Annotated in this window: 9 protein-coding genes; 6 read left to right on the top strand and 3 right to left on the bottom strand. The window is 61.6% G+C overall.

All coding sequences use genetic code 11. The annotated features are described in order from the left end of the window. Window positions 1-492 precede the first annotated feature (492 nt). The 5 genes from ACNAOU_RS25630 (at window position 493) to ACNAOU_RS25650 (ending at window position 7,988) form a co-directional block, all read left to right on the top strand. The gene (locus ACNAOU_RS25630) at window positions 493-1,056 is read left to right on the top strand and encodes a hypothetical protein (protein ID WP_422759302.1); all 564 of its coding nucleotides are present in this window, start codon (window positions 493-495) and stop codon (window positions 1,054-1,056) included. Beyond that, complete coding sequence (gene mobF, locus ACNAOU_RS25635) at window positions 1,053-4,826, top strand: MobF family relaxase (RefSeq protein WP_422759303.1); 3,774 nt, start codon at window positions 1,053-1,055, stop codon at window positions 4,824-4,826. Before ACNAOU_RS25630 ends, mobF begins: the two co-directional genes overlap by 4 nt. A 90-nt stretch (window positions 4,827-4,916) precedes the next feature. Further along, a complete protein-coding gene (locus tag ACNAOU_RS25640) occupies window positions 4,917-6,665 on the top strand; it encodes a hypothetical protein (protein ID WP_422759304.1) in 1,749 nt (582 codons plus the stop codon). A gap of 127 nt (window positions 6,666-6,792) precedes the next feature. Further along, complete coding sequence (locus ACNAOU_RS25645) at window positions 6,793-7,287, top strand: hypothetical protein (RefSeq protein WP_422759305.1); 495 nt, start codon at window positions 6,793-6,795, stop codon at window positions 7,285-7,287. Further along, entirely contained in the window at window positions 7,266-7,988 is a 723-nt protein-coding gene (locus ACNAOU_RS25650; protein ID WP_422759306.1) for a nucleotidyl transferase AbiEii/AbiGii toxin family protein, read from the top strand. The genes ACNAOU_RS25645 and ACNAOU_RS25650 overlap by 22 nt, the downstream gene beginning before the upstream one ends. Window positions 7,989-8,044: 56 nt before the next feature. Here ACNAOU_RS25650 and ACNAOU_RS25655 read toward each other — a convergent pair whose 3' ends face one another. Next, window positions 8,045-8,566, bottom strand: a complete 522-nt coding sequence (locus ACNAOU_RS25655; protein WP_422759307.1) for a hypothetical protein — start codon at window positions 8,564-8,566, stop codon at window positions 8,045-8,047. Window positions 8,567-8,650: 84 nt separating this feature from the next. On the opposite strand from ACNAOU_RS25655, the gene ACNAOU_RS25660 reads away from it, so the two are divergent. Then, the gene (locus tag ACNAOU_RS25660; protein WP_422759308.1) at window positions 8,651-10,378 is read left to right on the top strand and encodes a hypothetical protein; all 1,728 of its coding nucleotides are present in this window, start codon (window positions 8,651-8,653) and stop codon (window positions 10,376-10,378) included. A 133-nt stretch (window positions 10,379-10,511) separates the two neighbouring features. Here the strand turns inward: ACNAOU_RS25660 and ACNAOU_RS25665 are convergent, their stop codons facing one another. Both ACNAOU_RS25665 and ACNAOU_RS25670 read right to left on the bottom strand, forming a co-directional pair. Further along, a complete protein-coding gene (locus ACNAOU_RS25665) occupies window positions 10,512-18,308 on the bottom strand; it encodes a helicase-related protein (protein ID WP_422759309.1) in 7,797 nt (2,598 codons plus the stop codon). Beyond that, window positions 18,260-18,742, bottom strand: coding sequence for a hypothetical protein (locus ACNAOU_RS25670; RefSeq protein ID WP_422759310.1), 483 nt, complete (start codon window positions 18,740-18,742; stop codon window positions 18,260-18,262). The genes ACNAOU_RS25665 and ACNAOU_RS25670 overlap by 49 nt, the downstream gene beginning before the upstream one ends. Window positions 18,743-18,839 lie beyond the last annotated feature (97 nt).

Consider the following 18,839-nt stretch of genomic DNA (forward strand, 5'->3'; position numbering starts at 1 on the left):
GGGGGTGGTCGGCACCGAAGGGTGCCGCTGTCCTCACCAAAAAGGGATCAAGCCACCATCCAAGGAAGCACAGGCACAAGGAAGTCCAGCCCAGCCACAACAGAACAAGCAGAGGAGAGAGCAAGGACAACAGGAGAGAGCAGAACGCACCAAAGATCAAGGCAACAGAGACAGCAACGACAACAAAGGCCAAGACAGCAAAAGCTACAAACAAGGACTCACACCTGTGGCACCAAGGTGCACTCCGTGGGACATCTGTCCAGGGAACTGACACACGCCCGAGGCGGCCGAACCGAAACACCAGGCATGGAACTGATTGCTCCGCCCGTAAGGAAGTGCAGAAAATGCCACCAAACGATTCCTTCTGACAAGGACAAACGAGCTCTCTACTGCAAAACCATCTGCAGAGACACCGCGGCCAAACGCCGCCAGCGGGGGCAGCCCACAGCTGATCCGCTGCCAGCGGCCGCGGCAGCTCAACTGTCCGCACGGGTGACCGGGCTGGAAGCAACCCTCCAACGGACCTCCTCAGCATTGATCCGTGCCCAGATGGTCAAGGACAAACAGAACGCCCAGATACGGAAACTCGAAACTGCCGTTGCCGCCGCGCGGCGGCATTCGGATTCAGTTGCCGCGGAGCAAGCCGCAAAGACTGCCGCGCTGCGAGAACAGGCAGCGACGCTGCAGCGGCAACTTAACGAGGCGATCGCCGCCCAACGTGAGCGGCAAACGGCAACTGCGGCAGCGGCAGTTACACCGGCAGACGTGTCCAGGCTGCGGCAACGGCTTGCCGAAGGCAACGCCGCGTTCGGACAGCTAACGGCAAAATACGACGCTCTATGGGAAGCGTTCGAGCAAGCCAGAACCCACGCCAAAGACAACGCCGGGATCCACGAGGACTGGAACCGGCTTTGCCGCCGGCTCTACCAAAGCACCGGAGGCAAGCCAGCCAACGGAACGGACAAACAGATCCTCGCCAGATGGATCACCTGGCGAAACCAGCAACATGCGCAGAGTCAGAACGAGCAGCAGCGAAAGAAATCAGGGAAGAAATGACAGTCAGCATCGGACGGATCAACATCGACTATTACCTCGATTCCGCTGCCGCCGGCGACGGGGCCCAGATCGGAACGAGGGACCTCACTGCGTACTACACCGAAACTCAGGCCCCACCTGGACGGTGGCACGGCCGCGGCCTGAACGCAGTTGGGATGGTCGAAGGGCAACAAGTCACCAAGTGGACGGCGAAAAGCATCTACGAGGACTTCAAACACCCAGAGACCGGCGAGGAATTGGGGGCCCGCCCGATCCAGAAAACGTCAGCCCCTGAGGGCGCAAAAACCCCGATGGGTACCCCCGCGAAAGCGGCGCGTGAAGCGGTGGCCGGGTTTGATCTGACGTTCAGCCCGCCCAAGTCGGTAAGTGTTCTGTGGGCCCTGGCTGACCCGAAGCTGCAGGCGGACCTGTACGAGGCGCATAAGCAGGCCGTGGAGGAATGCCTGGACTGGCTCGAACGCCACGTGATCCAAGCCCGTGCCGGGCACGCCGGTGTGGCCTGGGTGCCCGTAGAAGGTGCGATCACGTCCCTGTTCGATCACTGGGATTCCCGGGCCGGAGACCCGCAGCTGCACACCCATGCAGTGATCGCGAATCGGGTCAGACGCACCAGCGACGGCAAATGGGTCACCTTGGATTCCTACACCCTGCACCGGCACATGGTGGCTGTCTCGGAAAAATACAACAGCATCCTCTTCGACCGGATCTACGAGGGCACCGGCGCCCTCGCCGAACTCCGCGATGGAATCGCCGGCATGACCGGAACCGACGTCGAAGGCCTCCTGAAAGAACTCGAAGAACCTGGTACCGACCCGCGCAATGCCCGGGCCGAACTGGCAGGAGTGCCCGACGGTCTGATCACCGAGTTCTCCACCAGATCACTGGACATCGAAGCGAGGACCGATCAGCTCCTTGCCGATTGGGAGGAACAACACGGCAAACGCCCACCACAATCGATCGTGCTGAACATGCGCCGGCAGGCAACCATGGCTTCACGTTCGGCCAAGAAACCCTCAACTGAATCCCTGCCCGAAAAGATTGTCAGCTGGCGGGACCGTGCACTGGACGCCGGCTACAACCCAGCCACTGTGATCCGCGATTCCATCGGACATGATTCCGCGGTCGTCACAAACGCCGACCTTGGCCAGGACGTCGTGGATCTGCTGGGCAGCTTCGCCCTGCACGATGCAGGCACCCGGCGGACGACGTTCACCAGGGCGAACCTGATCGCGTCCACGGAACGGCTGCTGCGAGGGATTCGGATGGGATCAGCCCACGACAGGGAACACCTTGTCGAGCGTGTCGTGGCGGCCGCGTCCTCCGAAGCGGTGTCGCTGAGCCCCGAGCGCATGGGAGCCCCAGAGGCGGAGAGCCCGTTCCTCACGGTCCGGGGCCGCAGCTCCTTCGAACATGAGGAAACCAAACGCTTCACCACCACCAGGATTATCGACGATGAAGCCTTCCTCATCGAACGGGCCACCAACGCAGTGACCACAGCGTTGGAAGAAGACCAGACCCGGGAAGCGCTGGCCGCCGCCCGCACCCGGGAAGGCCACTCTCTCAGTGATGACCAGGTCGTAGCGGCGCAGGCAGTGCTGACCAGCGGGAAAGCCATCGACGCGATCATCGGCCCGGCAGGAACCGGAAAAACCACCACCATGAAAGCCATCCGTGACCTCTGGGAAGAGGCCAACGGGCCAGGCAGCGTCGTCGGTCTCGCCCCCTCGGCCGTTGCCGCGGCAGTCCTCGGGGAGGAAATCAACGCACCCACCGACAACGTCGCCAAATGGCTGTACGAGTCAGCCGGTGACGGCGCAGCGCGAAGGGCCCAACAGATCAGCAGACTCGAAACCGAGGTCGAACGCCACGAAACCATGCTCAGGAATGCCCCCGCCAGGGGAGATGCCCGCGCCCGGGCGCAGACCCGCCTGAACGGGGCCGCGGCAAGACTGGCCGCGAAATACGCCGAACAAGCCAAATACCGGATGCGCCCCGGCCAGCTCGTCATCCTCGACGAAGCCTCCATGATCGGCACAGCGGCCGCGGCAGAACTCTCCCGCCAAGCAGAGACAGCCGGAACGAAACTCCTGTTCGTCGGTGACGCCGCACAAATCGACGCCGTTGAAGCCGGAGGCTTCCTTGGCTGGCTCGAACGCAACACCGCCGCCCCCGTCCTCAGCCAGGTATGGAGGTTCAAAGCCGAATGGGAACGCGCAGCCTCCCTGCGCCTGCGCACAGGCGACACAGACATTCTCGCCACTTACGCCGAGCACGGCAGGATCCACACCTGCCCCGAAGGGACCGCAGCTGACCGCGCCTACCAAGCCTGGATCCAGGACACCAAAGAGGACATCACCGCCAGCCTGCTCATCGCCGGAGACAACCAGACAGTGAGCGACCTGAACACCCGCGCACAACTGGATCTCGCCCTGGAGGGACGAGTCAACCTGGAAACCACCACCACACTGCGCTACGGACTCGCCGGCATCGGAGACCTGATCCTCGCCAGACAGAACGACCGCCGCCTCAAAGACGACCAAGGACACTTCATCAAGAACGGCACCCGCCTGAAGATCACAGACATCCGTCACGACGGATCCATCACCGCCGCCCGGACCGACACCGGGGCGTCCATCACCCTGGACCCCGACTACCTCAAAGCCTCTGTCGAACTCGGCTACGCCTGCACCGCCCACCGTTCACAAGGGGTCACCGTTGGCTCCGCCCACACCGTAGTGATGCCAGGGCTCGCACGTGAACTGTTCTACGTCGCCATGACCCGGGGCCGGGACGGCAACACCTGCTACGTCGACCTCCCCGACCCGGCCGAAGACGACACCCCCGATGAGTGGGGAATGGTCCGCAAGATCATCCCCGAGGACGCCATGTCCGTCCTCAAAGGAGTCCTCGCAAACCAGGCCCACGAAATGACAGCCCACGAAATACGCGACGCCGAACACGGCTACGCCAACGACTTCGCCCGCCTGATCTTCGAATACGACTACACCGCCACCGTGGAGAAAACCCTCACCGTCCTCGAATGGCTCGACACCCATCTAAGCCCGGAAAGAAAGAACCAGATCACCACTGACCGACTATTTCCCGCCCTGCTGCACACCGGCCCGCCCACCACATTTCCAGCACACCTGAATGCGGAAACAGCAACAATCCAAGACCTCATCAAAGCAGCGGAAACCAACCAGACAGCCGAACCATCAACAAGCGACGTCGGTACTCTTACGACATCGTTCACCCCATCCAGCGCCGAGGGCAGCAGACTCAAAGACCAGCTCGAAACCAAGATCAACGCCCGGCTAAACCAGCTCACGCCACCGCCGGAGGGCGATGAAACCCCCACCTGGGTCGCAGAACTCAGGAGCGAGCACCCCGATGCCGGTAACTTTCCCGCCCTCCTACGGGCAGTGACGGCATGGCGGGAAGTATCCGGCCAACAAGACGCAACAACGGCCTGGGGTGAACCCCCGAAAAAGACAGATCAAACGATGACCGGCTACTACAAGCAAGCCCGAAAATACCTGCCACCCCGCCCTGCCACCGTCGACACCGAGGCACCCCACGACGCATGGGCAGACATCGACACGCAACTAGCAGAAGCCGACCGTCACCTCAAAGAAGCCGAACAATTCAACGAAGACTACGAGAAGTTCCGCGCCAGCCAGGACGGCCCGGTCGAACTCCAGAACGAAGACCCGTCCACACAGATACCCACCTTGCAACCGGCACAGACCGACCCCGCCTGGGACCTCTAGCCCCAACAACACCTCAAGCCCTGCGGGGTGCGGGGTATGTCGGGTTATGACCGACACACACCGGACCGTCCGGCGAACGAATCATCCACCGTGGCCTCAGAACAACCCGGCCGCCTCCTCGAAAACACACCAGCAGACAAACGCACCACGGAAGAGGACGACATGGAGAACACCGCAACACCTACACCGGCAAACACGACGGGATCATCACAACCTGGAACCTGGAAGAGTCCCACCGTCCGCGAATTGTTGGAGGAACTCAAACTAGGCGTCGACGGGCAGGACAGACGCGCCGATAGTGACCGCCTCGCCAAAGCCAAAGAAATGATCAAAGACTTCGAGGAAAGGTCCGACCGAGCCTACGCCGCGGCTCGCTGGCCCGAAGAACCTTGGGTGGCTGAACCGTTCGGTGCTGCGCTTTTGGTCCGTCACGGCGGGAACCTCTCAGCGGTCGTTGCCGATCCCGCGTTCGAGGACACGCTCATCACCGCGATGGGCTTGGACCCGTATGAGCAGAGCATCCCGGATGAAGACGGTGGCCGCGAGGAGAGGATCGAACCCGCGGAAACGGTAGAAGGGCGGCAAGAGATAGCGGACATGATGACAGCTCTGCGTGATGCTCTCGCCGCCGAACCTGTGGCCACCGATACATCTGGGGTGGAATCGGTACTGGGCTGGGCGCGGCAGCACGAACCCGCCCTCTACAACGCTTACCACGAGACTTTCACCCACGTCGGTGAAGAAGAACCCCGGGCCGCCACGCTGACCACCCTCACCGATAGGGCGGACGAGTACGCTCAACGGGCGCTGCAAACGGCGCGGGAACGAACCAACGGCATTGAAACGATGATGGCCCTCGGCCGCCCCGATCTCGTCGAGATCGCCGGCCGGACAGGACTCAACACCCTCCTGAACGAGCAGAACATCACCCCGCGGCTGATTGCCGCCCTCGAACAAGCAACAGTCATAGATTCCCTTTATGAGGCTGCAGCCTTAACGGACTTTCAGGGGCCCCTCGAAATGGTTGAGCGCTGGGACGACGAAGCGCAGGCACCCTACTCCATCGCAAAGATAGTCCTGGACAAGGAACGGTCCGACCTTGAACTCAGCGCCGCAGAGACCGACGCGATGGAAGAAGCCATGGACGTGGTGTACGAAGGCTACGACCCGACCTCAGAGACCGACGTCGATGAACCGGTCCAAGAGGCCGAGCTCAGCCCATCCTTTCCAGAGCCCTCGGACAGGGACATACGCTTTCAACTCAGCCTCGACGCCTACGATCTACGCCGCAACGCGTTCGAAGCACTGGGCATGACGGAAACTGATGAGCTTTCAGGACCACCACAAACTGGGGAGGTCTTGCGTCTGGATCAACTGCGCAGGAAGGACGGCACCATCCCCACCGAAGATGAGGCCAACGCCTACCTGATGGTCGTCGGCGACCCCGAACCAGAAGTCACCCTTGGCATCAAAGACTGGGCACAACGCGGCTACCGAGCACTCCCAGGAACACTCCGCCCCAGCCTCGAACACGCACCTCAAACCCGCCCGACCCGAAGTGCAACCATCAAGCCCGGCAACGTCATCATCTCTCCCGAAGGCGACCGTCAACACGTTATCGCCACCAAACGGGAAGGACTCAACGTCAAGATCACCTTCAACTCCAACATCAACCCCTCAGAACAAGAGGAACTCACCATCCCGGCCTACCGTCGCCTGCAGATCGAACAAACCGCGGGGGCGAGCACACCCCAGCCGCAAGAACCCAGTGGTCCTCAACCCGAACACCACCAGGAAGTTATTCACACCACCCACACCTCAAACCCCGGGATCGTGTAAGAGAAGCAAATTAACCGAAGGATCCCTGCCAGCAGGGATCCTTCGGTGCGGAAGGACGATTACCAGCGAGAGGTGTCATGACACCCCTGTAGAATAGGACCGAAGCGCCCCTTGGAGGGAGGTCACCATGTCGGCAGGTACGCCCAGACGTTCGGTCCGTATTGAGGACGAGCTATGGAATCAAGCGCACGCCAAGGCGGCCAGAGAAGGAACGACAGTCGCCGAGCGGGTCCGCGCCGGCCTTCGAGAGTATGTCCACGGACCAGAGGCCAGACACACCATCGCCGATTCCCTCGTCTATCTCGTCCCTGACTCCCTTGAAGACCTGAAAGGCCCATCATCCGGTGTAGTGGAACTACCCATCCACTTGGACTGGGGACCCGAGCGTCACTACGACGTCGCCGATGACGCCAGCTGCAAGTCGCTCTATCAGTTGACGCTGCAGAACTCCGGCTCCACCCAGGAGATGGCCCGGATCCTCAACGCCGGCAGACTGATCACTTTGTGGCCTTCCATGCGACTCCCGGCCCGCTGCCGGCAACTTTGGAATGACGCCTTTGCCCAGCTGCCCACCCACCGCGAAAGCAAGGAACATCCCGCATGGACGACGCTCAACGCGTAGCAACTGAAATAGCCCTTTCCGTTCTCGCTGCCGACGGGTTCATCCTGGCCGGTGGGCAGGCCCTTGCCGAACACGGTGTTATCAGCCGGATGTCTGATGACATTGACCTCTTTGCCCAGTACCGCAGCCACACCCCGGAGACCTTCGCAGCCTCCGTGAACAAGATCACGGAGGCGCTAGTCGGGGCCAGGTACTCGGTGGAGGTCACACGGCAATACCAGGAGTTCGCCAGCCTGACCGTGACCAAGGCTGAAACGACCGTCGTGATTGATCTTGGCCTGGACTGGTGGGAGAACAAGCCCGCGATCGTGGACGTCGGACCAGTCCTGTCGTTGAAGGACTCGGTGGCCTCGAAATTGCTCACCGTCTACTCCCGCGGCTACGCCCGTGACTACCTCGACGCCTACTCCATCCTCAACAGCAAACGCTTCACCCCGCAACAGCTGATCGAGCTGTGCCAGCGCAGAGACCCGCACCTGGACCTTGAAATGTTCGCTGCATCCATGACCGGCCACCGCGCACTCGCCCCCACGGAATTCACCAAATACGGGCTCCCCGAAGCTGAGCTCCCACAGCTGGACCAAACGCTCACCGGCTTCGCAAAAAACATAAGCCAACACCCACCCCGGACGGGATCACCAGCAGAACCCGTGGACCTCATCGGGCCAGGGATACCCGGGGCGGGCCCTGACATCGCTTGAAAACTAGGCAGGCCTACGGCCAGTAACGTCGCCCGCCTCATCAGGAGTTCTGTTGCCTATAGAAGAGGCCCGGACCCGGCCTCCAGTGTCCCCGCGATCGCCAGACTGCTAGGCGCCTCGACCGGCAGCGGCGTGGATCGTCTTTTGGCTGCACCACCAGCGGAACGAACCTCCTTGACCGCACCGCCAGAGACTCCCGCTTCCCGGTTTCCCGGCGCGTCCGGGAGCTCCATCCATGTGAAGCCACTGCCGATTTGGTGGCATGGAACGCCGTCGACCAGTAAGGTCCTGCAATCGCTGCGGTAGTCCTCCTCCTCGTTGAACTCCTGCCAGACTTGCCGGGCAGGGTCATACTCGAACCTGAGGGAGTCGTTGAACTCTGCTTGTGTAGCTGCCAGGCGCAGGCATTCGTCTTGGGAGAAGTACGGTTTCGCCCACCCGTTCCAACGCTCCGCGGGGACATATGCTGCCCTGAAAATCTCGGACGGTTTCTCGCCTCCGGACCAACTCACCTGTTGTGGATCCGCTGAAAGTCTCGGGACCCGGGCTGGCTGGAGGGTGAGGGCAGGGTTCTTCATGGGGTTGTTCCTTCCGTTGATTGTCAAAGGAAGATTCGGCCCAGAACCGGAAGGGTGCATGTCAACACATGCGATCCTATGTTGATGACTACGGTGAACTGGGAACGCGAATCGGGCGACAAAGTAGAAGAGTTCGCCGCCGCGCTGATTCTCCTGGACAACCCACAAGGCAATCGCATCACTCCATCGAGAGGCGATGGGGGCATTGACATCCAGGTGGAGTCCGAGGGGCGATGGGACATCTACCAAGTCAAGAAGTTTTCGAGTTCACTCACCGCCTCGCAAAAGAAGCAAATAGAGGAATCTTGGAACCGGTTCATAACTGAGACGTTGCCCAAGAAGGATGTCCGATCCTGGACTTTGGTGATGCCCTGGGACCCTACGCGGGAACAACTTGAGTGGCGCGACGAGCTAACGAAGGGGTGCGGCTTCGAGGTGCACTGGCTGGGACGAACACAGCTGGACTTTCTCGCGTCAGGTCGTCCGGCAGTCGTCGACTACTTTTTCGGAGACGGTGGCCAGCGCATAACTGGGCTGATGGAACAGATGCTGGCATTGCGAAACGATTTCACAAGTGGTCAAGAACGTCCCGGTCTGATTGAGCGGATCGTTGAACGCCAGCAGCAAGTTGTCGAAGCTCTCTCCCACGTTGATCCTTTCTACAGGTACGTGGTCGAGATCCGGACAGGTAATGTGGGCGCTTTGACAGAACAGCATTTCCTGGCGGACGCCAATGGAGCTTCACTCGTTCATTATGTTCAAACAAGCGATGAGCAATACGCGACGATTCGGGTGGTACCCCTTTCAGCGGAGTCCTCATGGCTACGTCCGATAGGTGGGAAGCTATCCCTTACCCCGGCGCCGGACAGCGAGCACGCCGCAGCTCTGAAAGAGTTCCTGGATTACGGGATAAGGATTGACTCAATGCCGGGGCAATTGATTGAGGTCACGGACCCCACCGGCCTCTCGGAAGCAGGTGATGGTCTCTTCTCCATTGTTCCGGTTTTCGAGGAGAGCAACATGCCTCCTCTGGAACTTCAAGTGCGGGCGCCCGAGGTAGGTGTGGTTCTCCGGCTCCCCCTTGTCGATGTGGAGGCAGCGAACGCTCCGCGTGGAGACGGGTTCTCAATGACAGCCAAGGACGCAAGTGGAACGCTTACCTTCAGCTTCAAGACGCGCACTGATGGTGATCTCCGGCAGGAGACCTTCAACTTCCGGACACATCCATGTGTTGGCAAATACCCTGGCGATGTCCTTCCTGCTATCAGGTTCCTGTCCCTCATGGATGGGAAGAACGAGGTAACCCTCGCCATCCGTGGCGGCAGGCCGATTCTCAGGCCCTTGGCAGGCGAAAACGAAACAAGAAATCAAGCAGCCAGGCTTATTGATTTTCTTGAGGACTTGGTCCTCATCCAGGAACACACTCATGTTGTCGTCGTGATTCCTGACTTTGAGACATTGACGGAAGAGGAGCGTGCGGCCGTTGGCGCTGTAGCAAAGATGTTGCGGGGCGAAAAGGCTGAGGGGCGATGGAACACCTTCACAACCGATGGCATTGACGCCGGGGATCCTATGTTTAGCGAGCCTGCTCACATAACGGTGGTGGTGGAGGAACCCATGTCCCTGACCCTTGAAGGCACTGACATTGAGCTGGATGCGTGGATGAGGACCGTAAATTCAGGTATACCCGACACGCACTCGTTGGACGAAGACGGGAACCTCATCGTCAGCATCGCCGAAGGCACGCTCATTTCAGAAATGATTGAACCACCATCTGACGCCAATGCTGCACTCGACGCGGGACCCAAATGAGACGTGCCTCTTGGGCAGCCTAGAAACCGCCAGCCGGCTCTGGAGTGGCGGAGCCGCAGCCTGACCAGGCGTGGAAAGCTTTGTCGGTGACAAGTGCCGCCTACATCGAGAATGTAGGCGGCACTTTCTCTTGCTACAGGGCTGGGCCCGAGAACTCCTGAATGAGGTGGAGTGGGTCCGGTGAGAACTCCGGCTCCTTGGGAGATCGGCCTGGCTCTGTGGAAACGGCTCTGCCAGGTTCAACGGTTCCGGCCGTCATGGTGGTGACTTCCACGGCATAACCGTGGTGTTCCCCTTGCCGGACGGGCACCAGACCCTGGTTGGTCTCTATGGTCAGCAGATACTCGCCGTCGTCTTTTTTGTGGAAGCCGTTCAGAGTTCCGACGGCTGTTACGGTCTGTCGATAGCGGTCGTCGTGAGCGGGTTTGAATCCGGTCGCTGATACTTGTTCTCCGAGCGGAACGTCGTTGACGTGCCGGATGCTGAACCGCGGCGCGACAAAGCCGCTCTGACTTAGGGGCGTTGCTTCATGGACGGGAACCATGTCCGTCGCCGTTGCCTCGACCCACACCCTGCCCTGTGGTTGGTCGTGTTCCAGGAGCAGGTAGCGGAGGTGCTCTACCGGTCCCCGTTCCACGGCTAGGACAGTGGCGTCGTCGTATCGGGCACGCTGGAAGGATTTCAGCGCCTCTAGAGAGAGTTCCTTCCCACTAATGCTGACGCGCTGCCCCGGTTCGAGGTCCCGGACTTTCCTGCCCACACGTACGTCAAGATCGGCTGACACCTTTTCGGGGAAGGCAGGACCGTAACCAGCTCGCCAGTCATCGGCTTCCTTCGGGGTGGCCAGTTCGAGTGCTCCTGATTCGTGGCTGATGTCGAAGCTGTGGCTGCGTTCACCCAGAACGACCTTTACCGGGACCCGGGAAGAACCATTCTGTCCTTCCTCGACTTCTGCGATGACATCGTGGAACACATCAAAGGTTTGGTGCATCCCGAATCCGTCCGCGCCGTGAATCACGGCCAGCCCGGGGCTAAGCCGGATGGCATCTCCGGCTTTGAGTAAGACCGCACGTCGTGTGGGTCCAGGGTCCTGGATGTCGATGGTGATCCCTGCCTGGCTGGCTGTGGTGAGCAGCTGCCGCACTTTGAGGTCCCGTGTCTGCGGTTTCCAGGTGCTGTTCAGATACCAGAGTTCCTGACGGCGGGAGAATTTGAACCCGGCATCCTTCAGCAGCCCGTGCAGGACAGTCTGCTCCCTTCCGACGTCGGAGACGCTGCTGCCGTCGGCAGTGTGCTCCAGCACGGGAGCTCCTCCCCCACCGTTAGGCGCAGCAGCAGTAGTCGGGACCGTCGCGGGTGTTTCCGGACGGTTCTCTCCAGGGCCGGGGTCCACGGTGGTGGTGATGACGTGTTCATTGAGGAAGGTGTCGCCCTCGATGATGGGATCTTCCGGTGCTGTAGGCGGGTTGATGGGGTCAGCGGGGAATGAGAGGTCCATTCCCGTGTGATCCAGCGGGGTCTCGGGTAGGTCCCCGTCCCAGAGGAGCACTTCGGTGTTTTCAGTTAGCGCCCATCGGGTCCTTGTCCCGCCTGCCTCCTCGACGACTGCCCGCATGACTGCCTGGGCGTAGGGGGTAGCCCCTGGAATCTTGGTCACGTCACGGAGACGGCCGATGACGAACTCACCCTTGTTCCAGGCGGGGGTGTCGCCCTTGGTCGCGTTCATCCGGACCCACCGGCCTTCCAAGGCCGCGTTCAAGGATCCGGCCGATATTCCGGTGACCTGACCGGGCGCCTGCAGGGATGCCTTTTCCAGTTCCGTCAGGGCACCGTACCGCCGGGCGTGGACGCTGATTTTCTGATCACTGCGCCGCCTGCAGGAACCGGTTTGGCCGTCCTCGAACCGGTAGTTCAGGTCCACCATCGTGCCCCCGCCAACACCGGTCACGGTGACGTTGTCCCGTCTGGCCTGGTTCCTGTCCAACTGATGGGCGCTGACGACATCCCCGCACCGAAGCTCTTGAACCGTTGCCCCGTATCCATCGCCGAAGAGCTGGGTTGTTTCTTCGACGGTGACGAACCGGCCTGGCTGATAGTCCACGGGCCGGGGCAGGTAGCGTTCCTGCGTGTCCCGGGCGGTTCCCGTAACAGGGTCTGCGAACCGGGGACCGTGGTAGAGGCTCCGCCCGACGGCGACGTCCCCTGCCACGCCCAGTCCGGGAACGTCTTCCAAGAGCACGTCTCCGGGTAGAAACATATCGGCCCTGACCGCGGACGATTCGGCTGCCTCCCGTGCGGCCTCGGCGGCGATCTCGGCCGGGTCCAGCACACCGTGGCGCAGCACTGGGCTTCCCGCTTGACCCCACCGGTTGTAACCGAAAGCGTGCCTGATGCCGCGGTCATCGGTCACGACCCACTCATTGGGGCTGACTTCCACGATCCCGGTGGTCATGACGGTTTTACCGGTCGGCTGTCGGGTCTCCGGGTCCAGGGCCGGGCGTTCCAAGGTGATTCGCTCGCCTGACTTCACCTCCACGTCCCTGCCGGCGACCACATCAGTGGCCGCCACTTCGAGGAACACACGCTCGAACGGCGTTAACGATGTCCGGGCCCTGCTGACCAATTCAACGGTGGTGTACGGGTTGAGACTCAGTGGTTCGGGGGTGTCGTCCGTTTCCGCGAGTTCGTGCAGCATGGTTCGTTCGTACCGGATCACCGAACCGACCCGGAACAAGGCCTGTCCCTTCCCATTGATCCCTGTCACGATGTCACCGTCGCGCAGGTCCGAGACGGAGACCTTACGCAGGTCAGGGACGAACACGGCCAGGGCCGGCCCCATCACTGCAGCAGCTTCCGTTGCGGCGTCCTCCTCGTCCTGGTCCAGGCCCATGTCGTTCATGAGGTCGGTGATCTTCAGCTGAACGCCAGCGAGCTCGGCGGCATGGTCGAAAGCCCTGGTCAACGTTTCTTCCAGGGAGGGTATCGAGGCCTCATGGCGCGCGTGGGCGTCGATGAGGTCATCCCTGATCGCCGCTGTCGCCGCTGCCGTGTTCTCCAAACGCCGAATCATCCCCAACGGTTCGGAGGTTACTGCCGTGTCCCAGTCCACGTGCACGGTGGCGACATCGGAGTCACCGATCCGGTATTCGAGGCCACGGTGGTACCGGCCCTCTACACTCAACCCACCCAGGGTGCCCAGTGACTGGTAGGGGCCTGCGCCTGCGGGCAGGGGTTGGATCCGGGACAGAACAAGTGCCCGCAATGCGGTTCCCGCGTCTGCCCTGTCCCTAAAAACGGTGCCGTTGACGCTCATTCTGAATGCGGTACCGGCGGTGGGCGTGTACGCGGCCGCGGCAGCTGTGATCACTGGCAGGTTCCGTGTCGTAGTTTCCAGTGCGGAGCGTGTCATTGCCAGTTCGCCCTTGCTCCGGCGCTGGGCGTCCAAGTACGACCGGTGTAGGGATTGGAGGCGGGATTCCTCCATTTGCAGGGATGCCAGCTGCTCCAACCGGGGATCCCCGGACAACGCAGCGGCTGCTTGCCCGGCGGACAATTCCAGATCACCGAATCCGTCATCCATGGTCCTGGCCTGCACGTCGCCGCGTTTGAGCTGGTTGATGAACTTGGCCTTTCTGGCCACCATGTCCCACATGTACACGTCGAAGGTTTCCGCGGTCGCGTAGGAGTGGATGGACACCGCGTCGTTCTGGTTGCCTTGGCGCAGTACCCGCCCCTCGCGTTGCTCGAGGTCTGCCGGCCGCCACGGCACGTCCACGTGGTGCAGAGCCACGGCCCGGTCTTGGACATTCGTGCCGGTGCCCATCTTCTCGGTTGAGCCGATGAGCACGTTCACCCGCCCGTCGCGGCACTTGGCGAACAATTCTTTCCTCGCCTCATCCGTGGCCGCGTCGTGGATGAACGCCACAGAGCCTGGGTCCATGCCAAGGACCACGAGCTCGCTCTTGATTTCCTCGTACATGCTGAACCGGCCCTCAGCGTTGGGCACGGCCCGGTCGCAGAAGAGCAGCTGCAACGCGCCGGTCGTCGCCGAGCGGTTTCCGTCAGGACCGGTGTAGGCGCGGTCCTGATTGAGCTCGTGGATTTCGAACACTTTCGCGGCGACCTGCGTCGGCCGGCCACCGTCAGGATCTCCGGGCAGCCCTTTCAACCGTGGGTCCAGGGCGACCATGCGCCCGTCGTTAGTGATCTTGGGCATGTTGTCCTCTTTAGGGTCAACACCTGAGAGGTTCTTCGCCCTCTCCCCCAGATCCTTCACGTATTCGACCACGGCGGCCGACGGGTGGCGTTTTGCCAGCTGCCGGTCCTTGCCTTCGAGGGTGGGTAGTTTCGCGGTGATGTCCGATACGGTCACGACGTCGGAGAACTGGTTTGTGATCTTCAGCAGCTCGGGCAGGTTGATGTACTTGTTGATCCGCTCGACCTGGTCATAGCCTCCCCCAGCCGGGGAGATCCGTAACACCGTGGAACGTTCGGTGAACTGGTTCGCCCAGGAGTTCACATCCTCCAGCCCTGCCCTGGCTAGCAGGTCAGGGCGGAGGTAATGCTGCATGACCCACATTTCCGACATGGAGTTCGCTACCGGGGTGCCGGTGGCGAACGTGGCCACGGCCGGCAGATACCCTTCCCGGTAATAACCGCCGCGGATGGCGTCTTCGGTCTTGCTCTCCCTCAAGGATCGTAGTTTGAAGTCCAGGTCCGAGGCGCGGTCCGATCCGGTGCATGCCAGTTCGTAAGAGTCCGATTGGCGGAACAGGTTCTTGAAGTGGTGTGCCTCGTCTACGAACAGGTAGTCGATGCCGGTCTCTTCGAACGTGACACCGACGTCCTTGCCTGTGGTGATCCGCGCCTGGCGTTCCTCGAGGCGTTTTATGGCCCGTTCAATGGCTTTGATCCGGGCCTTTTCCTCCCCGGACATCTTTGCCTTGGACGCCCGTAGTTCGGTGATTTGTTCTTCGAGCCAGATCTGGGTTTTTGCCGGGTCAACCTGGATTTTTGCGAACACGGTTTGCGGGATGACAACGGCGTCCCAATCCCCTGTCGCTGCTGCGGCGACCCAGAAGGCGCGCTCGGATGCGTTGATGCCGGTCGGGACAGAAAGGACATTGGCGCTGGGGTACCAGTCCACGAAGTCGCGGCTGACCTGATCGACCAAGTGGTTCGGGACCACAATGGCTGGCTTGTTCGCGATCCCGGTCCGCCGCAGTTCCATCGCACCCATGACCATGGTGCCGGTCTTACCGGCACCGACGACGTGATCGATCAGTACGGTTGGTTCGTTCAGGATCCTCGCCACTGCCGAACGCTGGTAATGATGCGGGGTGTAGTCCGCGTTCAGGCCCGGGAAACTCAACGCCTCCCCCGCAGCCTTGTAGTCCGGGGAGGCTTGGGAGTTGAACATGGTGTTGTACGTGGCGGTGATGCGTTCGGCCCGGGCGGCGTCGGTGAAGATCCACGTTCCGAAGTCCTCGGCGATCTTGGCGGCCTTGTCGCGGGCCTCCAAGGTGGCTTTGACGTCCTTGACCTGCTTTTCGTTGCCGTTCGAATCCGTAATGGTGCGTCGGATCACGATAGTGCGGTTGTTCATGAGCGACTGCAGCAACGCCAGCGGTGTCCTGTCGGCGGTGGCGTAGGAGAACCGGACTTCGGGGGTGAACTTGGGGCTGCCGTTGGCGCTGCGCAGCTCCCACGCCCCGTCGACCTCGTTGGTGGCCACCGTCGCGGCGACCCCGAACTTCTCCGCAATGAACTCCTCGTAATCCCCGGCCTCGACATAACGGACCCCCGGTTTGGCGATGATGTCCATCGCGGTGACCTGCTCCGGCATGGCTGCCTCCAGCGCAGTCACGTTCGCCTCGAACAGGCTCTGATCCTTCGCGGCCGTACGGGCCGCTTCCAGCTTGGCCCGTACATCACCGGAAAGGTACTTCACGGCCGGCAGCAACTCACCGGTGGCAGGGTCCTCAAAGACCAGGGTGCCCAGCAACTCCCGCGCCCGGGTTGGGTCAACTTCGAGCAAGCCTGCGATCCGGTCCAGGTCCACAATCCGTGATTCGTCCAAGCTGATGGCCAGGGCGTCCGCGGCGGAGGCTGCACTTGTGGGGCGTTCCCGGAATGCGAGCACATCCCGGTCGAACACGGCGGCCTTCCGCGCCAGCCCGGTCTCCTCGTCAAAGTGCTCCAAAGCCAGCAACAGGCCCCGCCCCGGATCCCCCTTCAGTACGGCCAAATGTTCCTGCTTCCGCACAGCGTCCTCGGCGATGCTGGCCTCTTCTTTCCAGGCAGCCAGCAAGGACGCCGGGACGGGAACTTCGGATGCCGACACATCCCCGTCGGCGGGTAAGCCAAGCCGCCACGCCTTTTCCAGCGCGGCAAGACGGACACTGACGACAGCGCTGGTTGGAGGCTTTTCCCGCAGAACGAAGCGGTTGATGGGGCCGTATTTCCAAGAGTACGCATCGTAGGCTGCGTTCAGGTGCCGGCGCAGGACAACCCGTTCGTCCTCGGGTGCCCCAGAGCGTTGGGAGTCGATAACAGCCCTCGCTTGGTCGCGTACGGCCAGCAGGGCAACGACTTCCTCCCTCCGGGCGGCGGGGACCTTGACGGGTTCCCAAAGTCGGGACGCGTTGAACCGTTCGAAGGCCCCGCCCAAGTACCTGACGTGCCCGGTCACGGCCTCTGCCTCGTCACTTCCCCTGTGCAGTCCCGCAGGGAACGTTCCTTCAGGGGCCGGTACGGGAACGGGTGCGTACCCGTATCCTGCAGTGGTAGCCTCGGCGAGCTGTGTTGTGAGTTTGTCGCGGATCTCATCAGCCAGCACCGCCCCTGACGGGCCGTCAATGCTGATCGTGGCGTCGTTGTACATGCCCCGGCCCACGGAAAGGACTCCCAGGACCGCGTCGTCGTTGGCTGCGAACCAGCCGCCGATTGCTACTTGTGTTGGTTCCCCAGTCTCCCGGTGGGTGGCCCAGGTGGTGGAGGGCTGCACCCAGGCGTTGATGCGGTCCTCATCGGGGCGTTCATCGGCTTTGCGGCGGCGGAACACCAACAGGTCGGTGGCGACCTCGGTACCGGCGACGGCTTTGAAGGCATTGTTGGGCAGCCGGACCGCGCCGACAAGGTCCCCGTACTTCGCGATTTCCCGGCGGGCCTTGGTCCCTTGGGCGTCCATGGTGAAGGTCGAGGTCAACACGGCTACATACCCGCCCGGGGCCGTCAGCCGGAGGGATTTGGCGATGAAATAGTTATGGATGCTCAACCGGGAAGTGTTGTACCGGGCGTCATGGACTACGAAGTCACCGAACGGCACGTTACCAACCACCGCCGAAACTGACCCTTCGGGGATCGTGGTGTCTTGGAATCCCGCCGCGCGGACATGAGCGGCAGGGTAAAGGAAAGAAGCGATAGCCGCCGTCGTCGAATCCAGTTCGACACCAGCCATAACAGCCGATTCCGGGGCCTGTCCGATGAAGTTCCCTGCCCCACAACCAGGCTCCAGCACCACTCCACGATCGAACCCGGATCCTTGCAGGCAATCCCAGAGAGCCTTGACTACGGCCGGGTCGGTGTAGTGGGCGTTGATCGTGGTCGCAGACGCTTGGGCGTACTCCTCGGCCGAGAGCAAGGACTTCAGCTCTGCCCGTTCGTGAGCCCATTCCTCACGATGTTCTTCAAAGATCTGCGGAACAGCACCCCAGGAAGACCACCGGGCTAGAACGTCCTGCTCCGCGCCTGTCGCGTGCCGTTGCTCCGACTGCAGCTGGTGCAGCAGCCGCAGCGCTTCCATGTTCGCCGAGGCACGGGACTTCGCACCCGACGGCGGGAGAACCTGGACACCCGGTCGGAAATCGAGCGGGATACCGGCTAGTCGTCCAGGTACTGCTCCGCTTGCGGGGACACGATCGAGGTCCACACGGTCCAGCCTGGGATCGGGCTCTTGCCTTGGCTGATCATCCAGTCGAAGACGGTCTCCAGAATCCGGTCGAGCCGGTCTATCGTGATCGCTCCCTCCTTGTGGGTCAGTGCCATGAATTCGGTCTCGTCGGCCGTCAGAGGCAGCAACGGGCTGTTGTCCCGTTTCAACTGTGCCCAGTACGCCTTCACCAGGTCGAAGAACTCCGGATCCGCTTCCGTCAACGGGGTCTTCAACCTGTCCAGGATCGACTTCTCGTCGTACAGGTCCTCGAACAGGTCCACCAGGGGCGCCATGTAGGGCGGTGAGGCCTGCGGTTCCTTCCAGGCGTTCGGATCCGTCTCCCACGCCAGAGATGCCTGAACGTCCTCCTCCGGCGGGAACGGCCGTTCGGACATCACTTCGCGCAGTTGGGCCTGCTCCATCGGGTTCATTTTGGTCCTCCTGCTGGTTGAAAAAATCGAAGTCATCGAACAAGCTCGGCTGGTTCGGATCGGCTTTCTTGCGAGCCATAGCGGCCTTTCAGGTTTA

Source organism: Paenarthrobacter sp. C1, assembly GCF_049315185.1.
Classification (GTDB): Bacteria; Actinomycetota; Actinomycetes; order Actinomycetales; family Micrococcaceae; genus Arthrobacter; species Arthrobacter nicotinovorans.